This is a genomic window from Amphibacillus sediminis NBRC 103570 (genome assembly GCF_001552275.1).
Classification (GTDB): domain Bacteria; phylum Bacillota; class Bacilli; order Bacillales; family Amphibacillaceae; genus Amphibacillus_B; species Amphibacillus_B sediminis.
Genome location: NZ_BCQW01000001.1, coordinates 245,247 through 266,687 on the forward strand (window position 1 = coordinate 245,247; position 21,441 = coordinate 266,687).

At 37.4% G+C, this 21,441-nt stretch carries 18 protein-coding genes and 1 other annotated feature; all 18 genes read right to left on the bottom strand.

What is annotated here, in order from left to right:
- Positions 1 to 45 precede the first annotated feature (45 nt).
- The 18 genes from rpoD to ASE01S_RS01320 all read right to left on the bottom strand — a co-directional run bounded on the left by rpoD (position 46) and on the right by ASE01S_RS01320 (position 21,363).
- Positions 46 to 1,167, bottom strand: a complete 1,122-nt coding sequence (gene rpoD, locus ASE01S_RS01240) for an RNA polymerase sigma factor RpoD (RefSeq protein ID WP_067837000.1) — start codon at positions 1,165 to 1,167, stop codon at positions 46 to 48.
- 33 nt (positions 1,168 to 1,200) lie between these two features.
- Positions 1,201 to 3,027, bottom strand: a complete 1,827-nt coding sequence (gene dnaG / locus ASE01S_RS01245) for a DNA primase (protein ID WP_067837004.1) — start codon at positions 3,025 to 3,027, stop codon at positions 1,201 to 1,203.
- Positions 3,028 to 3,975: 948 nt separating this feature from the next.
- A complete protein-coding gene (locus ASE01S_RS01250; protein WP_067837007.1) occupies positions 3,976 to 4,791 on the bottom strand; it encodes a pyruvate, water dikinase regulatory protein in 816 nt (271 codons plus the stop codon).
- 225 nt (positions 4,792 to 5,016) lie between these two features.
- The gene (glyS, locus tag ASE01S_RS01255) at positions 5,017 to 7,104 is read right to left on the bottom strand and encodes a glycine--tRNA ligase subunit beta (protein ID WP_281176860.1); all 2,088 of its coding nucleotides are present in this window, start codon (positions 7,102 to 7,104) and stop codon (positions 5,017 to 5,019) included.
- Complete coding sequence (gene glyQ, locus ASE01S_RS01260; RefSeq protein ID WP_067837013.1) at positions 7,091 to 7,984, bottom strand: glycine--tRNA ligase subunit alpha; 894 nt, start codon at positions 7,982 to 7,984, stop codon at positions 7,091 to 7,093. Before glyQ ends, glyS begins: the two co-directional genes overlap by 14 nt.
- Before the next feature lie 320 nt (positions 7,985 to 8,304).
- Positions 8,305 to 8,480 (bottom strand) — a binding site (T-box leader).
- A gap of 61 nt (positions 8,481 to 8,541) precedes the next feature.
- On the bottom strand, positions 8,542 to 9,288 hold the full coding sequence (recO, locus tag ASE01S_RS01265; RefSeq protein WP_067837017.1) for a DNA repair protein RecO: 747 nt from the start codon (positions 9,286 to 9,288) through the stop codon (positions 8,542 to 8,544).
- Between the two features lie 29 nt (positions 9,289 to 9,317).
- Complete coding sequence (locus ASE01S_RS15440; protein ID WP_083511981.1) at positions 9,318 to 9,437, bottom strand: YqzL family protein; 120 nt, start codon at positions 9,435 to 9,437, stop codon at positions 9,318 to 9,320.
- 129 nt (positions 9,438 to 9,566) lie between these two features.
- The gene (era, locus tag ASE01S_RS01270; RefSeq protein WP_067837020.1) at positions 9,567 to 10,469 is read right to left on the bottom strand and encodes a GTPase Era; all 903 of its coding nucleotides are present in this window, start codon (positions 10,467 to 10,469) and stop codon (positions 9,567 to 9,569) included.
- 22 nt (positions 10,470 to 10,491) lie between these two features.
- Complete coding sequence (locus ASE01S_RS01275) at positions 10,492 to 10,872, bottom strand: diacylglycerol kinase family protein (RefSeq protein ID WP_067837023.1); 381 nt, start codon at positions 10,870 to 10,872, stop codon at positions 10,492 to 10,494.
- Positions 10,847 to 11,314 (bottom strand): rRNA maturation RNase YbeY, encoded by a 468-nt coding sequence (ybeY, locus tag ASE01S_RS01280; protein ID WP_067837026.1) that lies wholly within the window; start codon positions 11,312 to 11,314, stop codon positions 10,847 to 10,849. The genes ASE01S_RS01275 and ybeY overlap by 26 nt, the downstream gene beginning before the upstream one ends.
- A gap of 15 nt (positions 11,315 to 11,329) precedes the next feature.
- Entirely contained in the window at positions 11,330 to 13,468 is a 2,139-nt protein-coding gene (locus tag ASE01S_RS01285; RefSeq protein WP_067837029.1) for an HD family phosphohydrolase, read from the bottom strand.
- 248 nt (positions 13,469 to 13,716) lie between these two features.
- Entirely contained in the window at positions 13,717 to 14,679 is a 963-nt protein-coding gene (locus ASE01S_RS01290; protein WP_067837032.1) for a PhoH family protein, read from the bottom strand.
- Positions 14,680 to 14,682: 3 nt separating this feature from the next.
- Complete coding sequence (gene yqfD / locus ASE01S_RS01295; protein ID WP_067837036.1) at positions 14,683 to 15,882, bottom strand: sporulation protein YqfD; 1,200 nt, start codon at positions 15,880 to 15,882, stop codon at positions 14,683 to 14,685.
- A 14-nt stretch (positions 15,883 to 15,896) separates the two neighbouring features.
- The gene (gene yqfC, locus ASE01S_RS01300) at positions 15,897 to 16,187 is read right to left on the bottom strand and encodes a sporulation protein YqfC (protein ID WP_067837039.1); all 291 of its coding nucleotides are present in this window, start codon (positions 16,185 to 16,187) and stop codon (positions 15,897 to 15,899) included.
- Positions 16,188 to 16,626: 439 nt separating this feature from the next.
- On the bottom strand, positions 16,627 to 17,535 hold the full coding sequence (locus tag ASE01S_RS01305) for a PhzF family phenazine biosynthesis protein (RefSeq protein WP_373277917.1): 909 nt from the start codon (positions 17,533 to 17,535) through the stop codon (positions 16,627 to 16,629).
- A gap of 261 nt (positions 17,536 to 17,796) precedes the next feature.
- A complete protein-coding gene (locus tag ASE01S_RS01310; protein WP_067837047.1) occupies positions 17,797 to 19,227 on the bottom strand; it encodes a PASTA domain-containing protein in 1,431 nt (476 codons plus the stop codon).
- Positions 19,220 to 19,891: an ABC transporter ATP-binding protein gene (locus ASE01S_RS01315; RefSeq protein ID WP_067837050.1), complete on the bottom strand. Its 672-nt coding sequence runs from the start codon at positions 19,889 to 19,891 to the stop codon at positions 19,220 to 19,222. The genes ASE01S_RS01310 and ASE01S_RS01315 overlap by 8 nt, the downstream gene beginning before the upstream one ends.
- A 17-nt stretch (positions 19,892 to 19,908) precedes the next feature.
- Entirely contained in the window at positions 19,909 to 21,363 is a 1,455-nt protein-coding gene (locus ASE01S_RS01320; protein ID WP_067837053.1) for an ABC transporter permease, read from the bottom strand.
- Between the last annotated feature and the right edge of the window lie 78 nt (positions 21,364 to 21,441).

The window sequence follows — 21,441 nt, forward strand, 5'->3', positions numbered from 1 at the left end:
AAACTGGATTGACTGAGCCAATTTTATGCTAAGAATCCTATTTCATTATTCAAGGAAATCTTTTAATCGTTTACTGCGGCTTGGATGGCGAAGCTTTCGTAAAGCTTTTGCTTCAATTTGACGAATTCTTTCACGTGTCACGCCAAACACTTTACCGACCTCTTCCAAGGTTCGTGTTCTGCCATCATCAAGTCCAAATCTCAGCCGTAGAACGTTCTCTTCACGATCTGTTAATGTATCTAAAACATCTTCTAGCTGTTCTTTTAATAATTCATAAGCGGCATGATCAGATGGTGAAGTCGCTTCCTGATCTTCAATGAAGTCACCTAAGTGTGAATCGTCTTCCTCGCCTATTGGCGTCTCCAGTGAAACAGGCTCCTGAGCAATTTTTAAAATTTCTCTAACCTTATCAGGAGTTAAATCCATTTCCTGTCCAATTTCTTCAGGAGTTGGCTCACGTCCAAAATCTTGTAGTAACTGTCTTTGAACACGAATTAACTTGTTGATCGTTTCAACCATATGAACAGGTATTCGAATCGTACGAGCTTGATCAGCAATAGCTCTAGTTATGGCCTGACGAATCCACCAAGTGGCATACGTACTGAATTTAAAGCCTTTACGATAATCAAACTTTTCTACGGCTTTAATTAGTCCCATGTTCCCTTCCTGAATTAAATCAAGAAAAAGCATACCACGACCTACATATCGCTTAGCAATACTTACCACCAATCTCAGGTTCGCTTCAGCTAGTCGTTTTTTTGCTTCTTCATCACCCTGTTCAATCCGTTCAGCTAAGCTAATTTCTTCCTCAGCAGATAATAAATCAACACGACCGATCTCTTTTAAGTACATTCGTACCGGGTCATTAATTTTGATTCCAAGTGGAACACTTAAATCATTTAAATCAAATTCTTCTACCTTAGAAATTTGTTGTTCATCTGGATCTTCATCCGAATCACTAACTACCTCTATCCCTTGCTCACCTAAAAATTCATAAAATTCGTCAATTTGATCAGACTCTAGCTCAAAAATGGCTAGTCTCTCTGCAACATCCTCATAAGCAATGACTCCACGCTTTTTACCTAGTTCTACAATCTGTTCTTTAGCCTGTTCCAATGATAACTCTTGATCATTCTCTTTTGAATGAGTTGGCTTATTATTTGCCATAAAGAGTCCCCCTCCTTCCGACTTTCTCTTACCTTATCGACTACTTTTGCTTTGTTTTAATCTTTTCTGAATCTCCATTATTTCCATACCGATTTGAGCAGCTTTAACAAAATCCTTATTTAGTTCAGCCGCTTTCTGCTCGGCTTCTAAATTCCGTATCAAAACTTTATCTTCTTGCTCTGCTTTGATAATGTGAATATAGTCCTTAATTTCATTCGACGTAATATCAGGCGAAATGGGTTCCATTGCAATCTCAATGACATGGTTTTTTATCGCTTGATCATCTAATCGTTCAATAAAATGACTAATATTCGCTTCATGTCCCTCTTCATAAAAAGCATACAAATGGGTTACAATAATTTTGTGCATGTCAATATTAAAGGATGCACCTAGATCATGTTTTATTTGATCAGCTATCGCTGTGTCATAGAACATATAGGCAAGTAATTTACGCTCAGCTGTATGATAAGCTGGTAATAACTTTTTTTTATTCTGGATTAGCTTGCGCTCATTAGTATGGCTTGATGAACTAAGCTTATCCCTATTCTTACCTTGTTTTTTCCTTTTTTCATTCACTTCAGCTATAATGGTTTCATGGGATAGCTGATGTGATTTAGCCAACTGTCTTGCATAATGATCACGATCTAACACACTATCCAATTCAGCAATTTCTGCAATTATGGTATTAATATAAGCGATCTTGTCTGCTTCAAGTTGAAGATTATAGCCCTTTCTATAATATGTCATTATAAAACTCATATACGTAGAGCTTGCCTCTATAACCTCATGTTTAAACCTATCTCCTCCATATTGCTTAATATACGCATCTGGATCAAGCTGATCTGGAAGTGAAGCGACCCTTACCTGACCGCCTACCTTTAAGAACAATTTAGCTGCTTTAAAAGCTGCCTCGACTCCAGCATTATCGCCGTCATAGCATATCACTACTGTATCGACATAACGCTTTAACAATGCGGCCTGATGTTCGGTTACAGCTGTACCTAGTGATGCTACACCATTTTTAATCCCTGCTTGAAAAGCGGAAATGACATCCATATATCCTTCAAAAAGAATCGCTTGTCCCGCTTTTTTCATTTCACTACGTGCTAAATCAAAATTGTAAAGCAACTTCCCTTTGTGAAAGAGGCTTGATTCAGGACTATTTAAATATTTTGGTTCGATATCCGTAATTGATCGACCACCAAACCCTACTGTCTTTCCAAGATGATTCCGAATTGGAAAAACAACCCGTCCCTTAAAACGGTCATATGCATCATTTTGATCATTTCTTGTCAGTACGCCTGATGCAACAAGGAGCTGAAGGTTGAAATCTTTTTTCGCTAAAAATTGTGGAACAAGTTCACTGGCTGGTGGAGAAAAACCAATTTGAAATTGTTCTATTATCTCATCAGTTAATCCACGTTCTTTTAAATAATGTTGTGCCTGTTCCCCTTCTTTAGCATGTGATAAAACATGGTGATAGAATTTAGTCAGCCATTCATAAGCTTTTAAGCCAACTTGATCATGAGAGTGGTTCGCTTGTTCAATTTGCCCTGCATATTGGTCTGGCAACGTTTGTCCACTTTTCTCTGCCAAGTGTTCAACAGCTTGCTGAAAGGTGAAACCTTCAATCTCCATTAAAAAGGTAAAGACATTGCCCCCCTTACCACAACCAAAACAATGAAAAATTTGCTTATCTTGGGTAACTGAAAAAGATGGTGTTTTTTCACCATGGAAAGGACAAAGCCCAAAGTAATTTCGACCTTGCTTTTTTAAAGAGACGTACTCACCAACAATATCGACAATATCATTCGCTTGTCGAATCTCATCTATTAAGTGCTCAGGAATTTGAGCGGCCATTAGCATCACCATTTAATTAGATTCTAGAATAAAATCAAAAATTCCTGCAAGTTTCGACAAAAAATCCAGAAAATATTTTTTTCTTGGATTTCCCCCTCGGAAAACGCCTAAAAGTCCTAAGTCCTTTGTGTTTTATGCTAGCTTACCTGTTCTACAAATGATCAACAAATTCCTGCTAAATCAAAAAAACTTCAATTAAGTGCCGTTTATCGATCTAGAAACAAGTAAGCAAACCGAGCCACCTTAAGAAATCATGTCAATTGGCTTAACATGGAACATAGTATATATTTTTACCACAAATTAATATTATAATATAATTAATAAAAAAAAGCTATTATTTTAAATCAAATACGCTTTGGCGTATTTGCGCTCAGATTTTATCGAGCTTCACTCGAAAATTCCGTTTAAAAATCTGCGGCATCCGCCGGAGACTTTAACTTGTTCACCCGGAGTTTTTCACCTACTAAATAGGATATTAATAGGCATTCATCTCTCCACATATAGAAGTGGGAGACTTCTGCTCAATGTAGTTAAAAAAATAGGAGCTGGTTCAATAGCAATCGAACCTTTAAGTGTTTTAAAATAGGAAAACTTAATAATTAGCTAGAGAACGTCGGCACGGTTATCTAATAACCACGTCGACGCTCTCCAAGTGAATAATCGTTTTTTCTAATCTCTATCTTTACCATTTCTTCTTAATAACAGACATTAATCATTAATACATGGATGAACACGAAGCTGATATTTTGAAAATATTACCTAATTCTGTACTAGTTTTTCTTCCCCAAATCTGACTAACAATTGAGACATTTTTCTTAGGTGATAGCTTAAATTCACAGCTGCCTTTTTACTCTAGTCTGATCGGTTTGAGCCCTCGTTACGATGTCAGGCAAATGCAACGGACAAGCCTAAGCTTGCCCGATTGAGGAAAAATGATTATTCTATTTATCATTCAGGTTGTGATGACATTCGAAGCAGCAGGATAATATTGGCTGTTTCCTCAACAGCTTTATTTGAGACGTCTATTACCGGACAGCGGAGTCGCTCAACAATTTGTTCGAAGTATTCAAGTTCTTCATGAATCCTCTTTGGGGCGGCATAATTAGCATCTTCCTTTAAACCTAATGCCCGTAACCTTTCTTTTCGAATGCCATTTAATTTCTCAGGACTAATTTTCAATCCAAAGCATTTACTAGGATCCACTCGAAAAAGTTCTTCTGGAGGATCAACTTCTGGGACGACTGGAACATTAGCGACCTTAAGGCTTTTTAATGCTAAATATTGTGAAAGTGGTGTCTTAGATGTACGAGATACCCCCACTAAGACAATATCAGCTTGCTCAATCCCACGTGGGTCACGACCATCATCATATTTAACGGCAAACTCTATTGCTTCAACCCTTTTAAAGTAGGCTTCATCTAGTTGGTGTCCTAAACCTGCTTCCATTCTTGGCTTCTTCTGAAATAAACGCTCCATCGCTTCAAGCATAGGACCAATAATATCAATGGCCTCAAGATCCATTTCAGCTGCCTTACGCTTAACATATTGACGCAAATCAGGGCTAACTAAAGTATAGCCAACTATGCCACGATCTTCAGCAGCTTTAATTAAAACTTGCTTAATTTTTGCTTTGTCCTCTACATATGGAGATCGAACAATTTCGTATTCTTGTCCATTGACGAATTGTAGTAAAGCAGCCTTTATCACTTTTTCAGCAGTTTCACCCAATGAGTCTGAAATTAAATAAATGATTGGTTTATCCATTTGTCCACTCCTATTAAACCCACATTTTTAATCAAATGCGCCTTGGCGTATTTGTGCCCAGATTTTATCGAGCTTCGCCCGAAAAATTCTCTCTTCAGAAAATCTGTGGCATCCGCCTGAGGCTTTAACTTTTTTCAACTGGGGTTTATCCCCTACTAAATGGTATACAATTATGCAGTCATCCCACCACTTATAGAAGTGGGAGATTTCTGCTAAATAAAGTAGTTAAAACTGTTGCTTCCATTCTATTTTATCGAAGCTAGCAAAGTGATCAACGAGGTCACCAAGCTGCTTCAGTAAAGCTAAACGATTTGCCCGAACGGCTAAATCGTCTGCCATCACCATAGTCTGATCAAAAAACGCTACAATAGATGGTGCTAATTGTCCAAGTATATCTAAGCTTTCTTCAAATTGTCCTGTCTCGATACAATTTAAGTAATCTGGGGTTATTTCTTGATAAGCATTGTACAGTTGCTGCTCTGTCTCATTTTCAAATAGGTCTTGATTTACCGCTTCCTGTTCTCCTTTTTTCGCCAAATTCAAGACACGAATCAGTGCTTCTTGAATCGGTTTAAAGTTTGGATCGGTACGCTTAGCTTCTAATAATGCCGCCTTTTTCATGACATCACTTAATTTACCCAACCCTTGACTAAGAATTGCCTCAATGATATCTGTTCCGATCTGTTGTTCTTTCGCTAAATAAATGATTCTAGCTTTAATAAATTGCTCAAACTGTGCAATTACCTTATCTGGGGACTCCATCTCAACGGTTGACTGTTGATACAATTCTAACACAATATCCAATAATTGTTCTATACGAACTGACCAGTTTTGGTCGTTAATAATTTGAATAACACCCATTGCTTGCCGTCTTAAGCCATAAGGATCCTGTGATCCTGAAGGTACTAAGCCAACGCCAATACAACCAATAATGGTGTCAAGCTTATCTGCCACACTAACAATTGCGCCAATTGTTGTTTTTGGTAGTTGATCATGAGCATGACGTGGCATATAGTGTTCATTTATAGCGACTGCAACTTCTGGATCTTCTCCGGCTAGGATAGCATATTTTTCACCCATTATTCCTTGTAGGTTGGTAAATTCATTAACCATAAGTGTAACTAAATCAAACTTGCTGATTTGTGCAGCACGTTGAACTTGAACTTGTTCTGAATCTGTAAGGTTGAGTAAGATAGCTAGTTTATTGGCAATTTGTGTGACACGATCGACTTTATCTGCAATCGTCCCAAGCTTATCTTGAAATACCATTCGTGATAATTTCTTATTATAGGCATCAATAGACTGCTTCTGATCCTCCTGATAGAAGAATACCGCATCAGCTAATCGCGCATTTAAAACTTTTTCATTCCCTCTTGAAACAATGTCGAGGTGATCCGTATTTCCATTTCTTACCGATACAAAAAATGGTAATAAACGTTTATTTTGGTCCCGAACAGGAAAGTAACGTTGATGCTCCTTCATAGATGTAATTAAAGCTTCATCTGGTACAGCCAAATAATCTTCACTAAACTGACCGTAAAAAACAGTTGGGTATTCAACAAGCTGCGTAACCTCTTCAAGCAATTCTTGGTCAATTGGAATACTCCATTCTTGGTTGGTCGCAAGCTGATTGATTTGATTGACTATTTGTTGTTTCCTTACTTTACTGTCAACGATAACGTATTGATTTTTTAATAAATCTTCATAAAGACTTGCTTCAGGAATCGAAATAGACTTACCTAAAAAGCGATGCCCAAATGACGTTCGACCACTTTTCACACCTTCAATTTCAAATGAAATTAGATCCGTTCCATATAAACCTACTAACCATTTAATTGGTCGAATAAAGCGCAATGTTCGAGTTGACCAGCGCATATTCTTTGGAAAGGTCAACGAGAGGATCACATCTCTAAATGATGGAAGTATGTCTGGTGTAGCTTTACCAGAAATAAATTTCTTTACATAGATGTATTCAACATCTTTTATCGTTTTAAAGTAGATGTCTTCCACACTGACACCCTGGCCTTTAGTAAAACCAATGGCAGCTTTCGTCCAGTTACCATCTTGATCTAACGCAATTTTTCTAGCCGGACCTTTTATCTCTTCCTCAAGATCTTGCTGCTTATTTGCTAACTGTTCAATCCGAACAGCCATCCGTCGTGGTGTCACAAAAACCTTAACAGCATGAAATTCTAATCGATGATCAGCCAACCATTTTTCAGTCTTTTGTTGAAGCTGAGTTTCCGTAGCTGCTAAAAACCGAGCCGGCATCTCTTCTAATCCAATTTCGTATAATACTTCATTCGTTGTCAATGGCTTCATCCTCCTTTTTCAACATAGGAAAGCCTAGCTTTTCCCGTTCATCTACATATAGCTTAGCTATAGAACGGGCTAGCTGACGGACACGGCCAATATAGCCTGTTCTTTCTGTTACAGAGATTACGCCTTTTGCATCAAGCAAATTAAAGGCATGAGAACACTTTAATACATAATCATAGGCAGGAAAGACTAAACCTTTTTCCATCACTTGGGTAGCTTCTTGCTCATATTGATCAAATAACTTAAATAAGAGCTCCGTATTTGACTCCTCAAATGTATACTTCGAATGCTCATACTCTGGTTGATAGAAAATATCATGAACGGTAACACCTTCAGTCCATGTTAAATCAAATACATTTTCCTTATCTTGGATGTAAGATGCTAGTCTTTCGATTCCATAAGTAATTTCAACTGAAACAGGCTTTGCCTCTAATCCACCAATCTGTTGAAAATACGTAAACTGGGTAATTTCCATTCCGTCTAACCATACCTCCCAACCTAAGCCTGCTGCCCCTAAGGTTGGGTTTTCCCAATTATCTTCAACGAAACGAATATCATGCATCAATGGGTCTATTCCAAGTTTCTTTAATGATTCTAAATAAATCTCTTGAATGTTATCAGGTGATGGCTTCATAATAACTTGAAATTGATGGTGCTGGTAAAGACGATTCGGATTGTCTCCATAGCGACCATCTGCTGGACGACGTGAAGGCTCAACATAGGCAACATTCCATGGTTCAGGACCTAAACTCCGTAATAATGTCATAGGAGACATTGTCCCCGCTCCTTTTTCCACATCGTAAGCTTGCATTAAAATACACCCTTGATCAGACCAATGTTTTTGTAAAGTAAAAATTATCTCTTGTATATGCATAATAACTCCCTCCATATTTGAAAAATTCCTGATAAGTACCCATTTATTAAATTTGCCTTGGATTTGCGTCCAGATTTTATCGAGCTTCACTCAATAAATTTCCTTTGACAAATTTGTCGACTTTAACTTTATTCAGCCAGAGTTTGCCCCCTTACAATGGTATACAATTAACCATTCACCTCACCACTGATACAAGTGGTAGTCTTCTACTGAGTGAAAGTTAAATCTAGAGACCGTTTAACATGCTTCATGTGTCTGTTAACTCAATACTTTGACAACTAAAATGAAGAAAACCCCGTCTCTATGCCTTAATATTAAGACATAGGGACGGGATTTCCGCGGTTCCACCCTATTTACTAAAGCCAGTTGACTTTAGTCACTTTCATTCGCCTATGTTCAAGAGTGCCATTCAACTATTACCTTGCATCTGGCTTCCACCATTCCAGATTCGCTCTCGCAAGCACAATAGCCTACTTTTCTCTTTCATCACATAATGGTTATAAATGCTAATCAAATGTTAATCGAATTTTAGCCTTTTGTCAAGCATGTTATCGGCTTTATGAGTCAAACAAATCAATTTGATTCAAAAATTTCTTTGACTTTATATAGAGACCCCCATATTGCTCATAATATTGTTCAATTAACCCTTTTAGCACACGTTTGTTTTCTTCTTTAATAGATATATTCGCAATACGGTCCATGTTAACTTGAGCAAACAAGCGAAGGAGTTGAAGCTGGGTAGAATTTAGTTTGACAGAATACTTGTCAAGGTGATGGCAACGTTGACAAATCACACCACCTTCTGTAATGGAAAAACCAACAAGTAAATCTGTAGCTCCACAATGACAGCATCGATCAACAACTGGTGCAAATCCTGCTATTTGGTAGAGCTTTAACTCATACATCATAACCAAAACGATTGGGTCCTTGTCTTGACTTAATGCCGTTAACGTTGCATCAAATTGTTTAAATAGATAATAATCTGGTTTTTTTTCTTCCATTAGCTTGTCTGTTAATTCTGCTAAGTAGCTTGCATAGGCCGTTTGCACAATATTTTCTCTAATTTTCCGATACGATTGGATGACTTCCCCTTGTTGAATTGCTCCAAGTCCTTTCCCTAATTGAATGAGAAATTGGCCATGGATAAACATCTGTGCAATAGCTGCCATTCGGCTTTTAGGCTTTTTTGCCCCACGTGCAATGGCAGCTATTTTTCCATATTCTTTAGAAAATATTGTTACAATTTTATGTGTTTCCCCATAATCTTGTGTTCGAATAATGATACCCTCAACTTTTTCAAACACCTCTCACCAATCCCTTTTAGTATTCATTGTTAGGTTGGATCGATCAAATCCATTTGATCTTGATCATCATCTAGCTCATATTCCTTCATGAGTAAATAGGTTTCAATGTTTCCTGTTTGACTAAAAACAATCCAAGGTAAATCATTCATGATGTCTACACCTCTTCTTTTTAGTTAAAAACATTCACATTAATAGAATGACCTGAATAGTTGGTTCGATGTTGATTAATTTTTTCCATGAATAAAGCATAAGCTACTAGGTCAAATCAAATCAGAAATTTAGTAATCATTTTGATCAAAGCCATACTCCTGCAAATAACGCTCTTTATTTCGCCAGTCTTTTTGAACTTTTACCCAAAGCTCTAAATAAACCTTACTTCCAAGCAATCGCTCTATATCACGACGAGCTTGTGAGCCTATTTTTTTGAGCATTGCTCCCTGTTTACCAATAATTATACCCTTTTGGGATTTACGTTCAATAATGATGATCGCTTGAACCAATACCTTTTCATCTGGTTTTTTTTCAATTTTCTCAATCACTACTGCGATAGAATGCGGTACTTCCTCTCGTGTTAATTGTAACGCCTTTTCTCTAATTAATTCACTGATGATAAAACGTTCAGGGTGATCAGTAATTTGATCATCAGGATAATATTTTGGGCCAGAAGGTAACTGATCTTTTAATACAGTAAGTAAATGGTCAACGTTATTGCCTTCCAACGCAGAAATTGGAATTATTTCTTTAAATGGATATTTATCTTTATAGCGTATAATTAGATCAAATAACTGATCAGGATGAACTTGATCGATTTTATTGACAATTAAATAAACAGGACGAGAAACTTGAGCCAAGCGATCGATAATATATTGATCGCCTTTTCCATAGCCTTCTTCTGCATTGATCATAAATATAACTGCATCAACTTCATTTAATGTATTTTCAGCAAGCTTGACCATAAAGTCCCCAAGCTTGTGTTTGGGTTTATGAATGCCTGGTGTATCGATAAAAATCATTTGTGCATCATTTTGGGTCAATACACCTTGAATGGTATTACGTGTCGTCTGGGCTTTGTCACTCATGATTGCAATCTTTTGACCAATGACACGATTCAAAAATGTCGATTTCCCTACATTTGGCCGACCAATAATCGTAATAAAACCAGACTTAAATTCTTCTTGCATCAAACTTCCTCCTCATGTCTATCTAGATGAATATGGCAATTATTTTGGGTAAGAAAATAATAATGCCATTAATGATGGCAACGATGCTGGCTAACAGGACTGCTGCTGCCGATAAGTCTTTAATTATCCCAGCTAATCGATGCCGTTCAGGAGCTAAATAATCTAATAATTGTTCAATAGCTGTATTAAATAGCTCAGCAACGAAAACAAATCCAATTGTAAGACTTAGCAAAACCCACTCAACCGCTGAGATTGACAAAATAATGGCTACAGCAATCACGATCAACATCATAAATAGATGCACACGCATATTTATTTCATGTATTAAAGCAAATTTCAAGCCATTTAACGCATAGCCTAGACCGACCCGGTTCTTCTTAACTTCTCGGTAATCCGAAGTCATTTAACAAAGCCTCTTGTCGGGCAAACATTTCTTTTTCATCCGACTCATTGATATGATCATATCCTAATAAGTGTAGAAACCCATGTAAAGCTAGAAATCCAAATTCTCTGGCTAAGCTATGCTTATATTCCTCTGCCTGCTCTTGTGCTTTTTCTACTGAAATAACAATGTCACCCAAAGTAATGGGAAGCTCCTCACCAATTATAGCTAACTCCTCTTCCCCTTGCTCCTGAAGTGCAAATGAAATGACGTCGGTTGGGCGATCTACTTGTCGATAATTCCGATTCAACTCTTGAATGTTCTGATTATCGACAAAATTAACTGATACTTCTACTTCTGGGCTAATGCCTTCTTCTTTAGCTGCATAGGTTAATAAACGGTCTATTAAATCAATATGTTCTTCTGCAACTGAATTGGTTTGATCGTGAAAATCAATGTGCATGATCAGATACCTCCTTTATTTTTCATCATCGTTCGGATATTGTATCCGAGAATGGTAGATGCCATTTAACGTTTCACTTATAGTCTGCTTTATTATAGTTAACTCTTTAAAGGTAAGCAAGCTATCATCAAATTGACCATCCTTGAGGCGATCTTGAATAATGCTATCAATTAATTGATCGATCTTGTCTTTAGTTGGCTCATCTAATGATCGAACAGCGGCTTCGACAGAATCACAAATAGAAATAACCGCTGACTCTCTCGTCCGTGGCTTAGGCCCTTGGTACCTAAAATCAGATTCTTTTGCATGCTTATTATGTTCTTTTTCTTTATAATAAAAATATTTTAATAATGAGGTTCCATGATGTTCCTTTGCGATATCAATAATTTCCTTAGGAAAATGATGCTCACGTAAAATTTCAGCACCCTCATATGGGTGTGCCAAGATGATTGACGCACTTTGCTTGGGTGATAAAAAATCATGAGGATTTTTAATCCCCATTTGATTTTCAATAAAATAATGGGGTTGCTTTGTTTTTCCTAAATCATGATAGTATGAAGCAACACGAGCAAGTAATCCATTCGCTCCAATTACTTCACATGATGCTTCACTAAGATTAGCAACCATTACACTATGGTGGTAAGTACCTGGAGCTTCCGTTAATATCTTTCTTAATAATGGATAGTTAGGGCTAGCTAATGTTAGTAATTTCATATCAGTCAATATGCCAAGAATGGATTCAAAAAAAGGGAGAATACCTATGGTGACAACACCTGAAACGATAGCTCCAACAAGACCGTAGGCACTATACTGTAAAATCTCCCTGAGCTGATAGCTTTCATAAGATAAAAATAAAAATGCAAGAATAACGAGCACATTCACCACTGCTGTAGCTAGGACTGTTTTTAATACAGCCGCTCGATCTTTAATGGCTATTAATGCAACAATACTACTTAATTGAGCAAACAAAAAATAAATACCTACTTCAATATTGAGTGCACCCGGAATTTGTCCATTGAACATCACCGTTGCTATAAAGGTAAATACAATCGTAAACACAAGGGCAATTCGCTCTCGATAAAGAATTTTTAAGAGCATTGTACCTGTAGCTATCGGTGTTAACAAATAAAATTGATTCTCATCAGTACTAAATAAACTAATTGATTTCATAATCGTTAGGATCACAAGAACAATAAGTAATAAAGCAAATGAACGCTTTAGCTCCAAATTATTTTTATCCAAATAATTATTTAAACAATAAGCCAAAAATCCAATTAAAAGTAAAACAAAGATCAACAAGCCAATTATAGGAAAAACATTACGGTCACTGTTTAATAATCCGACCAGCGTTAGTTTATCATAGATTTCATTGGTAATTGTTTGTCCCTCGCGAACGATCACTTCCCCTGCTCTGATCATCGCTGGTTCTACATTACTCATGGCTTGTCGTTCAGCTTCCATGGTTTCCTCAATTGAAAAGAATGAGTTTTCAACAATAGCAAATTCACCTAGCGCAACTAGAGCATCCTTTAGCTCTGAATCAATACTTGAAAACTGAAAGCGCTGGTTCAATTGGGTGTAAGCTTGATCAATCTGTTCACGTCGTACCCCTTCTGCAAAAATCTCATAAAGCGATGTGGTCAGAAGTTCAACCGATAATTGCTTTTCAGATTCAGTCATATTTATTAAGCGCAATAATTCATCATCTGCTAATTCTTCAATAATATCACTACTTAAAATTTGCTTGAGTTCCTGCAGTTTTTCAGTCGTAGAGCGTTCAATTGATACGTCGGACTGGTCATCCTCGTCATCTTCTTCTGAATCATTTGTAACAGGCTTATTTACAGAAGCAATCGCATCAAAAAGCTCTTGCACATATTCAACTCTTTCTTCTGTAACATCATGTAAGATAACATAACGATCTTCAACGGATTGAAGAGCCTCCCGTTGGCGCCGTTCTGTTTCCCTCGTGTCTTCAATGGTAATGGGAGAACGGATTGTTTCCTGAGCATTACTAAATCTTTCTATTTCATACGTTTCTGTGTATACATTAGACAATATAAATAAGAAAAAAGCTATCCCCATAATAGCAAGGGTTAAAATAAGCTGAATCGATTCACTTAACGCTTTCACTCGCCTAACAAAACTCTGCATAAAACCGACTCCTTTAACAGGAAAGAAAATTCCATTTTCAAATTCTATCTATACTCAATCATACAATGATTTTGGATTGATGTATACGATTAGTCGTCAAAGTTATCCAATTTGTCTAAACATGTTAAATATTAACGGAAAAATCAAAAGATAGAGCGGGTAAAACCTTCGCTATTTCCAGAAATCGATAGCGCTCGAGCACGATAACGAGAGGCTATCCAAAAAAGGGATAGCCTCTTAGTTAGTCGTTAAGATTCAACTTGTTGATAAGCTTCGATTATTTTTTGCACAACCGGGTGACGCACTACATCATGTTGTTCAAGATAGACAAAACTTACACCTTGGATTTGGTTTAACGTTTGTTGTACAGATTTTAGTCCAGATACAGTCCCCTTCGGTAAATCTATCTGAGTAATATCACCTGTAATAACCATTTTCGAGCCAAACCCAAGCCGAGTTAAGAACATTTTCATTTGGGCTGGAGTTGTGTTTTGTGCTTCGTCTAAGATGACAAAGGCATCATCCAATGTCCGTCCTCTCATATAGGCTAGTGGCGCTACTTCAATTGTGCCTCGCTCAATTAGCCGAGTGGTATGCTCTAAGCCTAAAACATCCTGTAACGCATCATAAAGTGGTCTTAAATAAGGATCTACTTTTTCCTTCAAATCTCCTGGCAAAAAGCCGAGACTTTCACCAGCCTCTACTGCCGGCCGAGTCAGGATAATGCGTTTTATCTTTCCCTCTTTAAGAGCCTTTACTGCCATCACTACAGCAAGGTAAGTCTTCCCAGTACCAGCTGGTCCAATACCAAAGATTAAATCATTTACCTTAATACGGTTAATATAAGTTCGTTGACCGAGCGTTTTTGCTCGAATTGGCTTTCCTAATGTATTTCGCATAATTTCTTCTTGAAACAATGTATCAAATTGGTCTATTTTCCCTTTTTTCGCTAGTTCTATCGCATAAATAACGTCTCGATCAGAAATGGTAATACCCTTCCGAATCACCATTAATAATGCATGCAAGACATCTTCAACAAGTGAAGCTCTTTCAGGCTCACCTTGGACTCTAACTTGTTCGCCACGTGTAATAATAGAAACACCAACCTGAAGCTCTAATTGTTTCAAATGACTATCTTCTGCCCCAAACAGATTCATTGCTTCAGCTTGATCGATAATGTGTAAATCAATTAAATGTAATGCTTCAGACATAAACTAATCTCCTTGATCACTTTCAATAGTATTCACGATATCTTCTATCACCGTGAAGTATACGTGTATGTTTACTTTACCATTCTCTATAGTCTGATGCAAAATTTTTTCCTCCACAATTTCTGTTTCAGTTCCTAATTGCTGAATAAGATTGCGCTTTGCTTGATTAATACCTGCTTTAATGGCCTCTTCTTCTGATCGCTCTAGCTCGATTGTTTCTGTCTCCTTTACCTCCAAACGAGTAAAGGCCAATGGAAGTTGCCAATTCCCTAGCTTAGCCGTATAGACTTTACTCTCTTGACGTATTTGATCAAACTCGTGCTTTCTAAACCCCCAGATTGGGATGGCTAATGAACCAATATTAAGATAATATTTATTAACACTTTCTCCTGTCTCAGTCTGATATTTTACGGTTAAAGGTGTGCTAATTTCTGATTCATACCATGTACTAGCCTTAATCCTCGCTTCAACAGCCGTTAGCTCTGATTGTTGCTCATGTTCTGGATCGTCAACAAGCTCACCTGTTACTAGTAGTTGTCCTTTTTTAACAAAGTCATTCACCTCAACCAACGGTCGCCCTTTAGCAACAAATATATCTGTAATGACACCATCCTTTTTTGCATATAAATGTGTGCGAGCTTTGACTTGATCCTCTTCCATTTGTTTTTTGCTTACCACCTCTAAGCGATAACTTGTCCCAGAAGTTGTTACCCCTACCCATAAAATTTCAGGATATTTAGCTAAAAGTTGCTGCTGAATTTCACTAGGTCCATCCATTAATAATTTTAATTTTCCTCGCTTCACTCCTAATTCAGTTAATGTTTCCAGCATGTCCTTTTCCATTTCTGCCGTGACACCGTCAATATTGATGAACCAAACAGATTGGCTCAGGTAGAGAAAGAAAAGGAGTGCGCTAACGAGGCTAAATAACTGAATTTTTAGCTTTTTAAGCTGAACAATTAAAAAAGGCATACCGAGTTTACCTTTAAAATAAAGCTTGTAACGCGTTTTGCGTCTTAGCTGTCTTAATCGATGAATATCCGATAAATGTATTTGCCCACTACACTCCAAATCTGATTGTTTTGTTATGGCCCAGACAGGGATGTGGTGACGTACACATAAGTCAAAAAAACGCTCAGGATAATGGCCCTTTACTGTAACGATGACTGTTCCTTTCAACCAAGATGGCTTTAATGGTCTCATAACAACACTCCTGTTTAGGTATTTGACTCTTTAAAGGTTACAGCAATAATTTCACCTTCGATTAGAATTTCTTCTGTTAACAACATCTTTATTACCAAGTGACGACCACTAATTGTAAGCAAGCCCTGTGTAACCCTTAGTTCAATTTCATTCGAGGTAAACCGTAACAGCCCACGATGATTCTCAATATAAACATGTATTGAACCAATCATGGTAATCCGTGGTAAATTCAAAATATGATGTTGTGCGGGAATATTTACTTTAGATTTGAGTTTTTCGCTCAATTTAGTCTGCCAATTACTCACGGAATCGCCTCCCTCACTTTTCAAGATATGATTGAACGTATATAATCAGAACCAATGTGGTGTCAATTCCTTTTGCATAGCTCTAGATTGATTAGCAAGTAAATTGGTGAAATTTAACCGTACTGAAGTCTTGTTATACAGTAAACCAAGGCAGTATATAAAACAGCCAATATGATGAGGAATTGAGGGGAAATATAATCGGTCAATTATAGGTAAGCATTTCATAGCTCGTAATCAAATGCGCTATTAACAGCCAGGTTTTCGAGCTTCGCTCAATAAAGTGAAATCTCGTTCAGTGGGGGGTTCGACACATAGGATGTGCTCGTGCAGACGTTGCGACACGATGTCGCGAACTTGCTCAGCTTCCTCTCTCCCCCACTGAACGTTAAGTTGAACCAATCGGGCTGAATGAAGTTAAATCATTTAGTTTGCTATTATTTTATTCTGTTAAATCAATCTTCAAGTCTTTGTTATGGATGGCTTGACCGAGAATTGAAACCTGAAGCTGATTTAAATCACCAGTCACACAAACTCGAACCTCTCCATCTTTCCCTATTTCTTGTCCTTGCTCGATTGTAAGCTGATAACACGGCTCGACAGTCTGGTCCACTATAAACTTGGCATAGTAAGCACCCATTACACCAGAAGCCGTTCCGGTGACCGGATCCTCTATGGTTCCAGAATAGGGGGATGAGAAATGGCGTGCATGCATATCTGGTTTAGTATAATATGTTTCTAAACAAAATGGATGAACCGATGCTTTAGGCATCTCCGTAAGAATTGAAGGGAAGGCCTTATTGTTTGGTTGCATCACTTCAAATGCAGCAAGACTTTTAATTGGTACGAGTAACGTCCAAGTACCAGTACTTCCATATACAATTGGTAAATCATCACAAATATCATCTTTATTTATACCAATAGCGTGGGCTAACTCCGTTTTATCCCCTTTAAATAAAGTGAATAATGGAGAGGATTGTGTCATCTGAATTAAACCATTACCCTCCGGGCCGGATTGTAAGGCTATTGGCAGGACGCCAGCTGCCGTCTCAATGTTTAGCATCGTCTTATTATTTAGTGAGTCTTTGTCTAGTAATGCCGAAATCATCGCCATCGTTGCATGACCACATAAATTCATTTCATGACCAGGTGTAAAAAAACGAATCCTTAAATCTGCTTTATTTGATTGTAAGGCAAATGCCGTTTCATTAAAGCCTACTTCAAATGCGATTTGTTGCATTTGATCAACAGTTAACGTATCTGCGTTTAGAACGATACCTGCTGGGTTTCCCTTGTTTTTTTCCTGACAAAAAGCGTCATAATGATGAACAGTAACTGATAATATATCGATCCCCTCACTTTTCTTCTATTTTGTTTATGTAACTCGTTTAGATGAGCAATTGCTTTTACCCTCACTAGCAAACGCCTTGGCGTATTTCTGCTTACCTCAATAACTTTCCGCTGAAAATCTGTGACTTCTGCTGAATGACTTTTTAGATACCATTTCAAAAAAACGACCACTTCCCATCAAAAGATAGGTGCTGGCCGTTTCATTGAAGGGTTAATATATTTTTTAAGACTTACCTACTGCTAAACTAGTACAAATCCGCTTTTATTTTTCTTCGTCAACTGGTCCTACCTCATCAATTGGCGTCTCATCATCAAAGCTAGGTGGTGAAGGTTCAGCAAGGGCATTTTTACTAACCCGTATTTCTACTGTATAGCTCATTGACACGAACTCATTAAATTTGCTCATCCCAACAACCGTCCCTTTAACTTCTGGAGCATCAACATATTTAACAACATATTTAATATCAGCCCCTTTTGATTGATAGTCATCGTAAAAAGCTTGTGGCAAATCCCCCTCTAGCATGCCACGATAATCTCTTAAGTACGGCTGACCCAATGAATAGGTTACGGTGATCGACTGATCATCTTGATCCGTTAGTTTCGTCCCTGCTTCAACAGATTGTGAAATAAGACCACCATAACGGACTTTACTATGATAGCGTTGTTTGATAATAACAGGAATTTGACTAAATTCCATCGCTTCTTCCATGTTTAATTCATTAAAATTAGGAACCGTAAAAGCTTTACCAACTGAAACAACGATCTTCATTTTATCTCTTTTGGCTACTTTTTCATTCGGTTCAACACTTTGACTAATGACATGGTCGACCTCGATTGTATTGGAATCAGATTCCTTAATCGTCAAGTCAATTTCATTCGTTTCAGCCCATTGCTCGACTTCAGATCTTGCGCCACCAACAAAATCAGGAACGGTTATATCCTTTTCAAAAACCTCTTCCCCTTTGGAGTAGGAAACGGTAGCACTATCCTTACGTCGGTATTCAGATTCATCAATGGAGCTATCTCGTAAAGTGAATTCTACAAATTCACCCTCCTCGATATCATCATGATAGACCCTGACGAGCTTCAAGTTATCGGCTCTATTCTCATCAATCCAAGCTTGGGCCTCATTATCATTCATCTCAGAGAAATCTGGTAGTTCTATCTGTTCCTCTGGATCAGCACCTAAACTACTTACAAGTTCTAGCTGCTTACCTTTGCGGATTTTTTTCCCCGGCTCTACATTTTGATTAATAATATGATTAGCATCGTAATCCATACTATAATCTTCTGACAAAACAATTTCAATATCATGTTCACTTGCCCAAGCACGAGCATCCGAAACCGGACGATCGGTAAAGTCCTCAACCTCTGTGTAAACAGCTAGATACCAAATAATGAATAGTCCAATCACAGCGAGCACACTACCAGCTATTATGTAAATCAGCCTTTTGCGCTTTTTCGCCTGATAAGTCGGATCAATCTCATATTCCTCTTCAGAATCTTGGCGTCTTGATCGATTCTCTTCAATTGGTTCAGCACTATCCTTTGTCCCTGAAGCTTGAGGTGATTCTACCTTCTTGTCTTGACTTTCTGGCATATCCTTTTCTTGGATTTGTTCATGATCATTTTTCCCATGTTCATTTAGCTCTTCATAGTTATCCTTATTAAATCTTGATAAAAAATCACTCATGAACGGTTAATAGACCCTTTTTTAATGTTAGAATTTGATCAGCTTGTTCAGCTATTTCATTTGAGTGGGTGACAACTATGACACATTTGTTATGTTCATGGGCTAACTTTTTGAAAATATCAACGATCTCTTGTTCCATTTCTTCATCCAAGTTTCCAGTAGGTTCATCTGCCAGAATAAGTTCAACATTGGTGGCTAACGCACGAGCAATCGCAACACGTTGTTGCTCACCACCTGAAAGTTTATTAACATAGCGATCTGCTTTACTTTTAACGATACCAATATAATCTAACAGATTATATGCCACAGTTAAACGATCAGCAGGAATTTCATTTTCGGTAATCGACATTGGCACTAGCACGTTCTCAACTGCGGTAAGCGTAGGGATAAGATTATAAGATTGAAAGATAATACCGATTTTGTTCCGACGATACTTTTCATAGCCTAATTGTTTTATATCAACATTATCAAACAATATTGAACCACTTTTTGGTGAATCTAGTGCACTTAAAAGTGACAAGAAGGTTGTTTTTCCTGAACCTGATTGGCCAAGAATGGCATAAAACTTCCCTTTGTCAAATTGTGCATTAGTATCTTTTAAAATGTAACGACGACTTTCACCATCTTGGTAATAATAATTGACATCTTTTGCTTGCAATAACATATTTTTTTCACCCCTTATTACATTAATATTTTCTTAGGATTCAATCGAACAATATAAACTAGTGGTATGACAGTTGAAACAAGAACAGTGGCTAAGCCAACGAGATAGAAAATAATGACATATTGCATCGATAACTCAACTTCATAAGACTCTATGACATCACTTGTCGTAAGATTTGTTTGAAATTCACTATAGTAATAAAAATCCTGATCCTGATCTTGGTTGGCTTCAATCAATGTATCAGAGACAGAGCTCGCAAGTAAATTCCCAGTAAATAATGACAGGGTAATAGCGATTAATGCAACAGTCATAACTTCAATAACTATTTGACCAACGACCCGTGCTCTTTTCTCCCCTAATGATAAATAGATTCCTAGCTCATGTTTTCGGTCACGCAAAAACAATAAAACGACTAAGCCAATGATTAAAACAGTGGCAATAACAGCAGCAGTCAAAACATAACCTGATAAATTAGACATCGACTCAACTGGACCAGCTATGTTATCATATTGATCCATGGCATTAATGACCGTATAAAAAGGAGGTAAAAGTGGTTTTACTTCTTCGGCAAATGCCTCGCTATCATCAGGCCCATTTAGCACATAGATTGGCCTAAAGTATTCATTTTGTTCCTCTTCTTCATAATACTCTGCATACTCCTCATCGACGCTTGCATATACTTGGTTACGCCATCTACTCTCATTACTAATAACCTGATTCGAGGTATAAATGGTATTCTGAAAATCGATATCCATAAAATCTATAAAGCTATCAAAGCCATCTTCACTCTCTTCTTTCAACGTTTGTGTCTCAAAGATACCAATAACCTCTATTGGTACTTCCCGAGCATCAATTAAAGTTCCATCAATATCATCTGTGTCATAGTCCATGACCTTATTTTCAAAAACAATCGTATCGCCTACCGATACATTATTAAGCTCTGCTAATTTGGTGGAAATAAGCCCGACCGTGGCTCCATTATCAATTTCTTCTTGATTAAATACACGACCATCTACTAATTTGGCTTTCCCTTCTTCAATATCACTAACAGCCGGATAATTAATTCCCTTAAATTGAAACTCATAGTCAGATCCAAACGAAATATCATGTTCTTCATTCTCACCTTGATAGTATGAGAGATTCTCAGAGGCAAACCAGAACATTGATGTATAGTCATAATATTTAACATAAGAAAGATTGCCAATTTTTTCGATGAGATCTGTACCTAAATTTTCAAATTCAATTTCCATCCACTCTTCTTCACTTAACTCTTCTAGAGCTTCATGATCAATCTCTAAAGTTGCGGATGCGCCTATTCGCTCTTTGATGCTCTCTTCAACATTGCCCGTCGCTTGCTGGATGGATATTGCTCCTGATATAACGTTACCAAGGATAAATATCACAGCAAATAGAATTAGAACTTTTGTTTTTCTTCTTAGAATACTTAAAAAGCCTCTTTTTACAAAATTCATTCCTTAACCTCCTATATTGTTTTATGTCTCCTGCTGCAACCTTCACATAAAAGCTAGCCATTTTAATAGAGACATGCT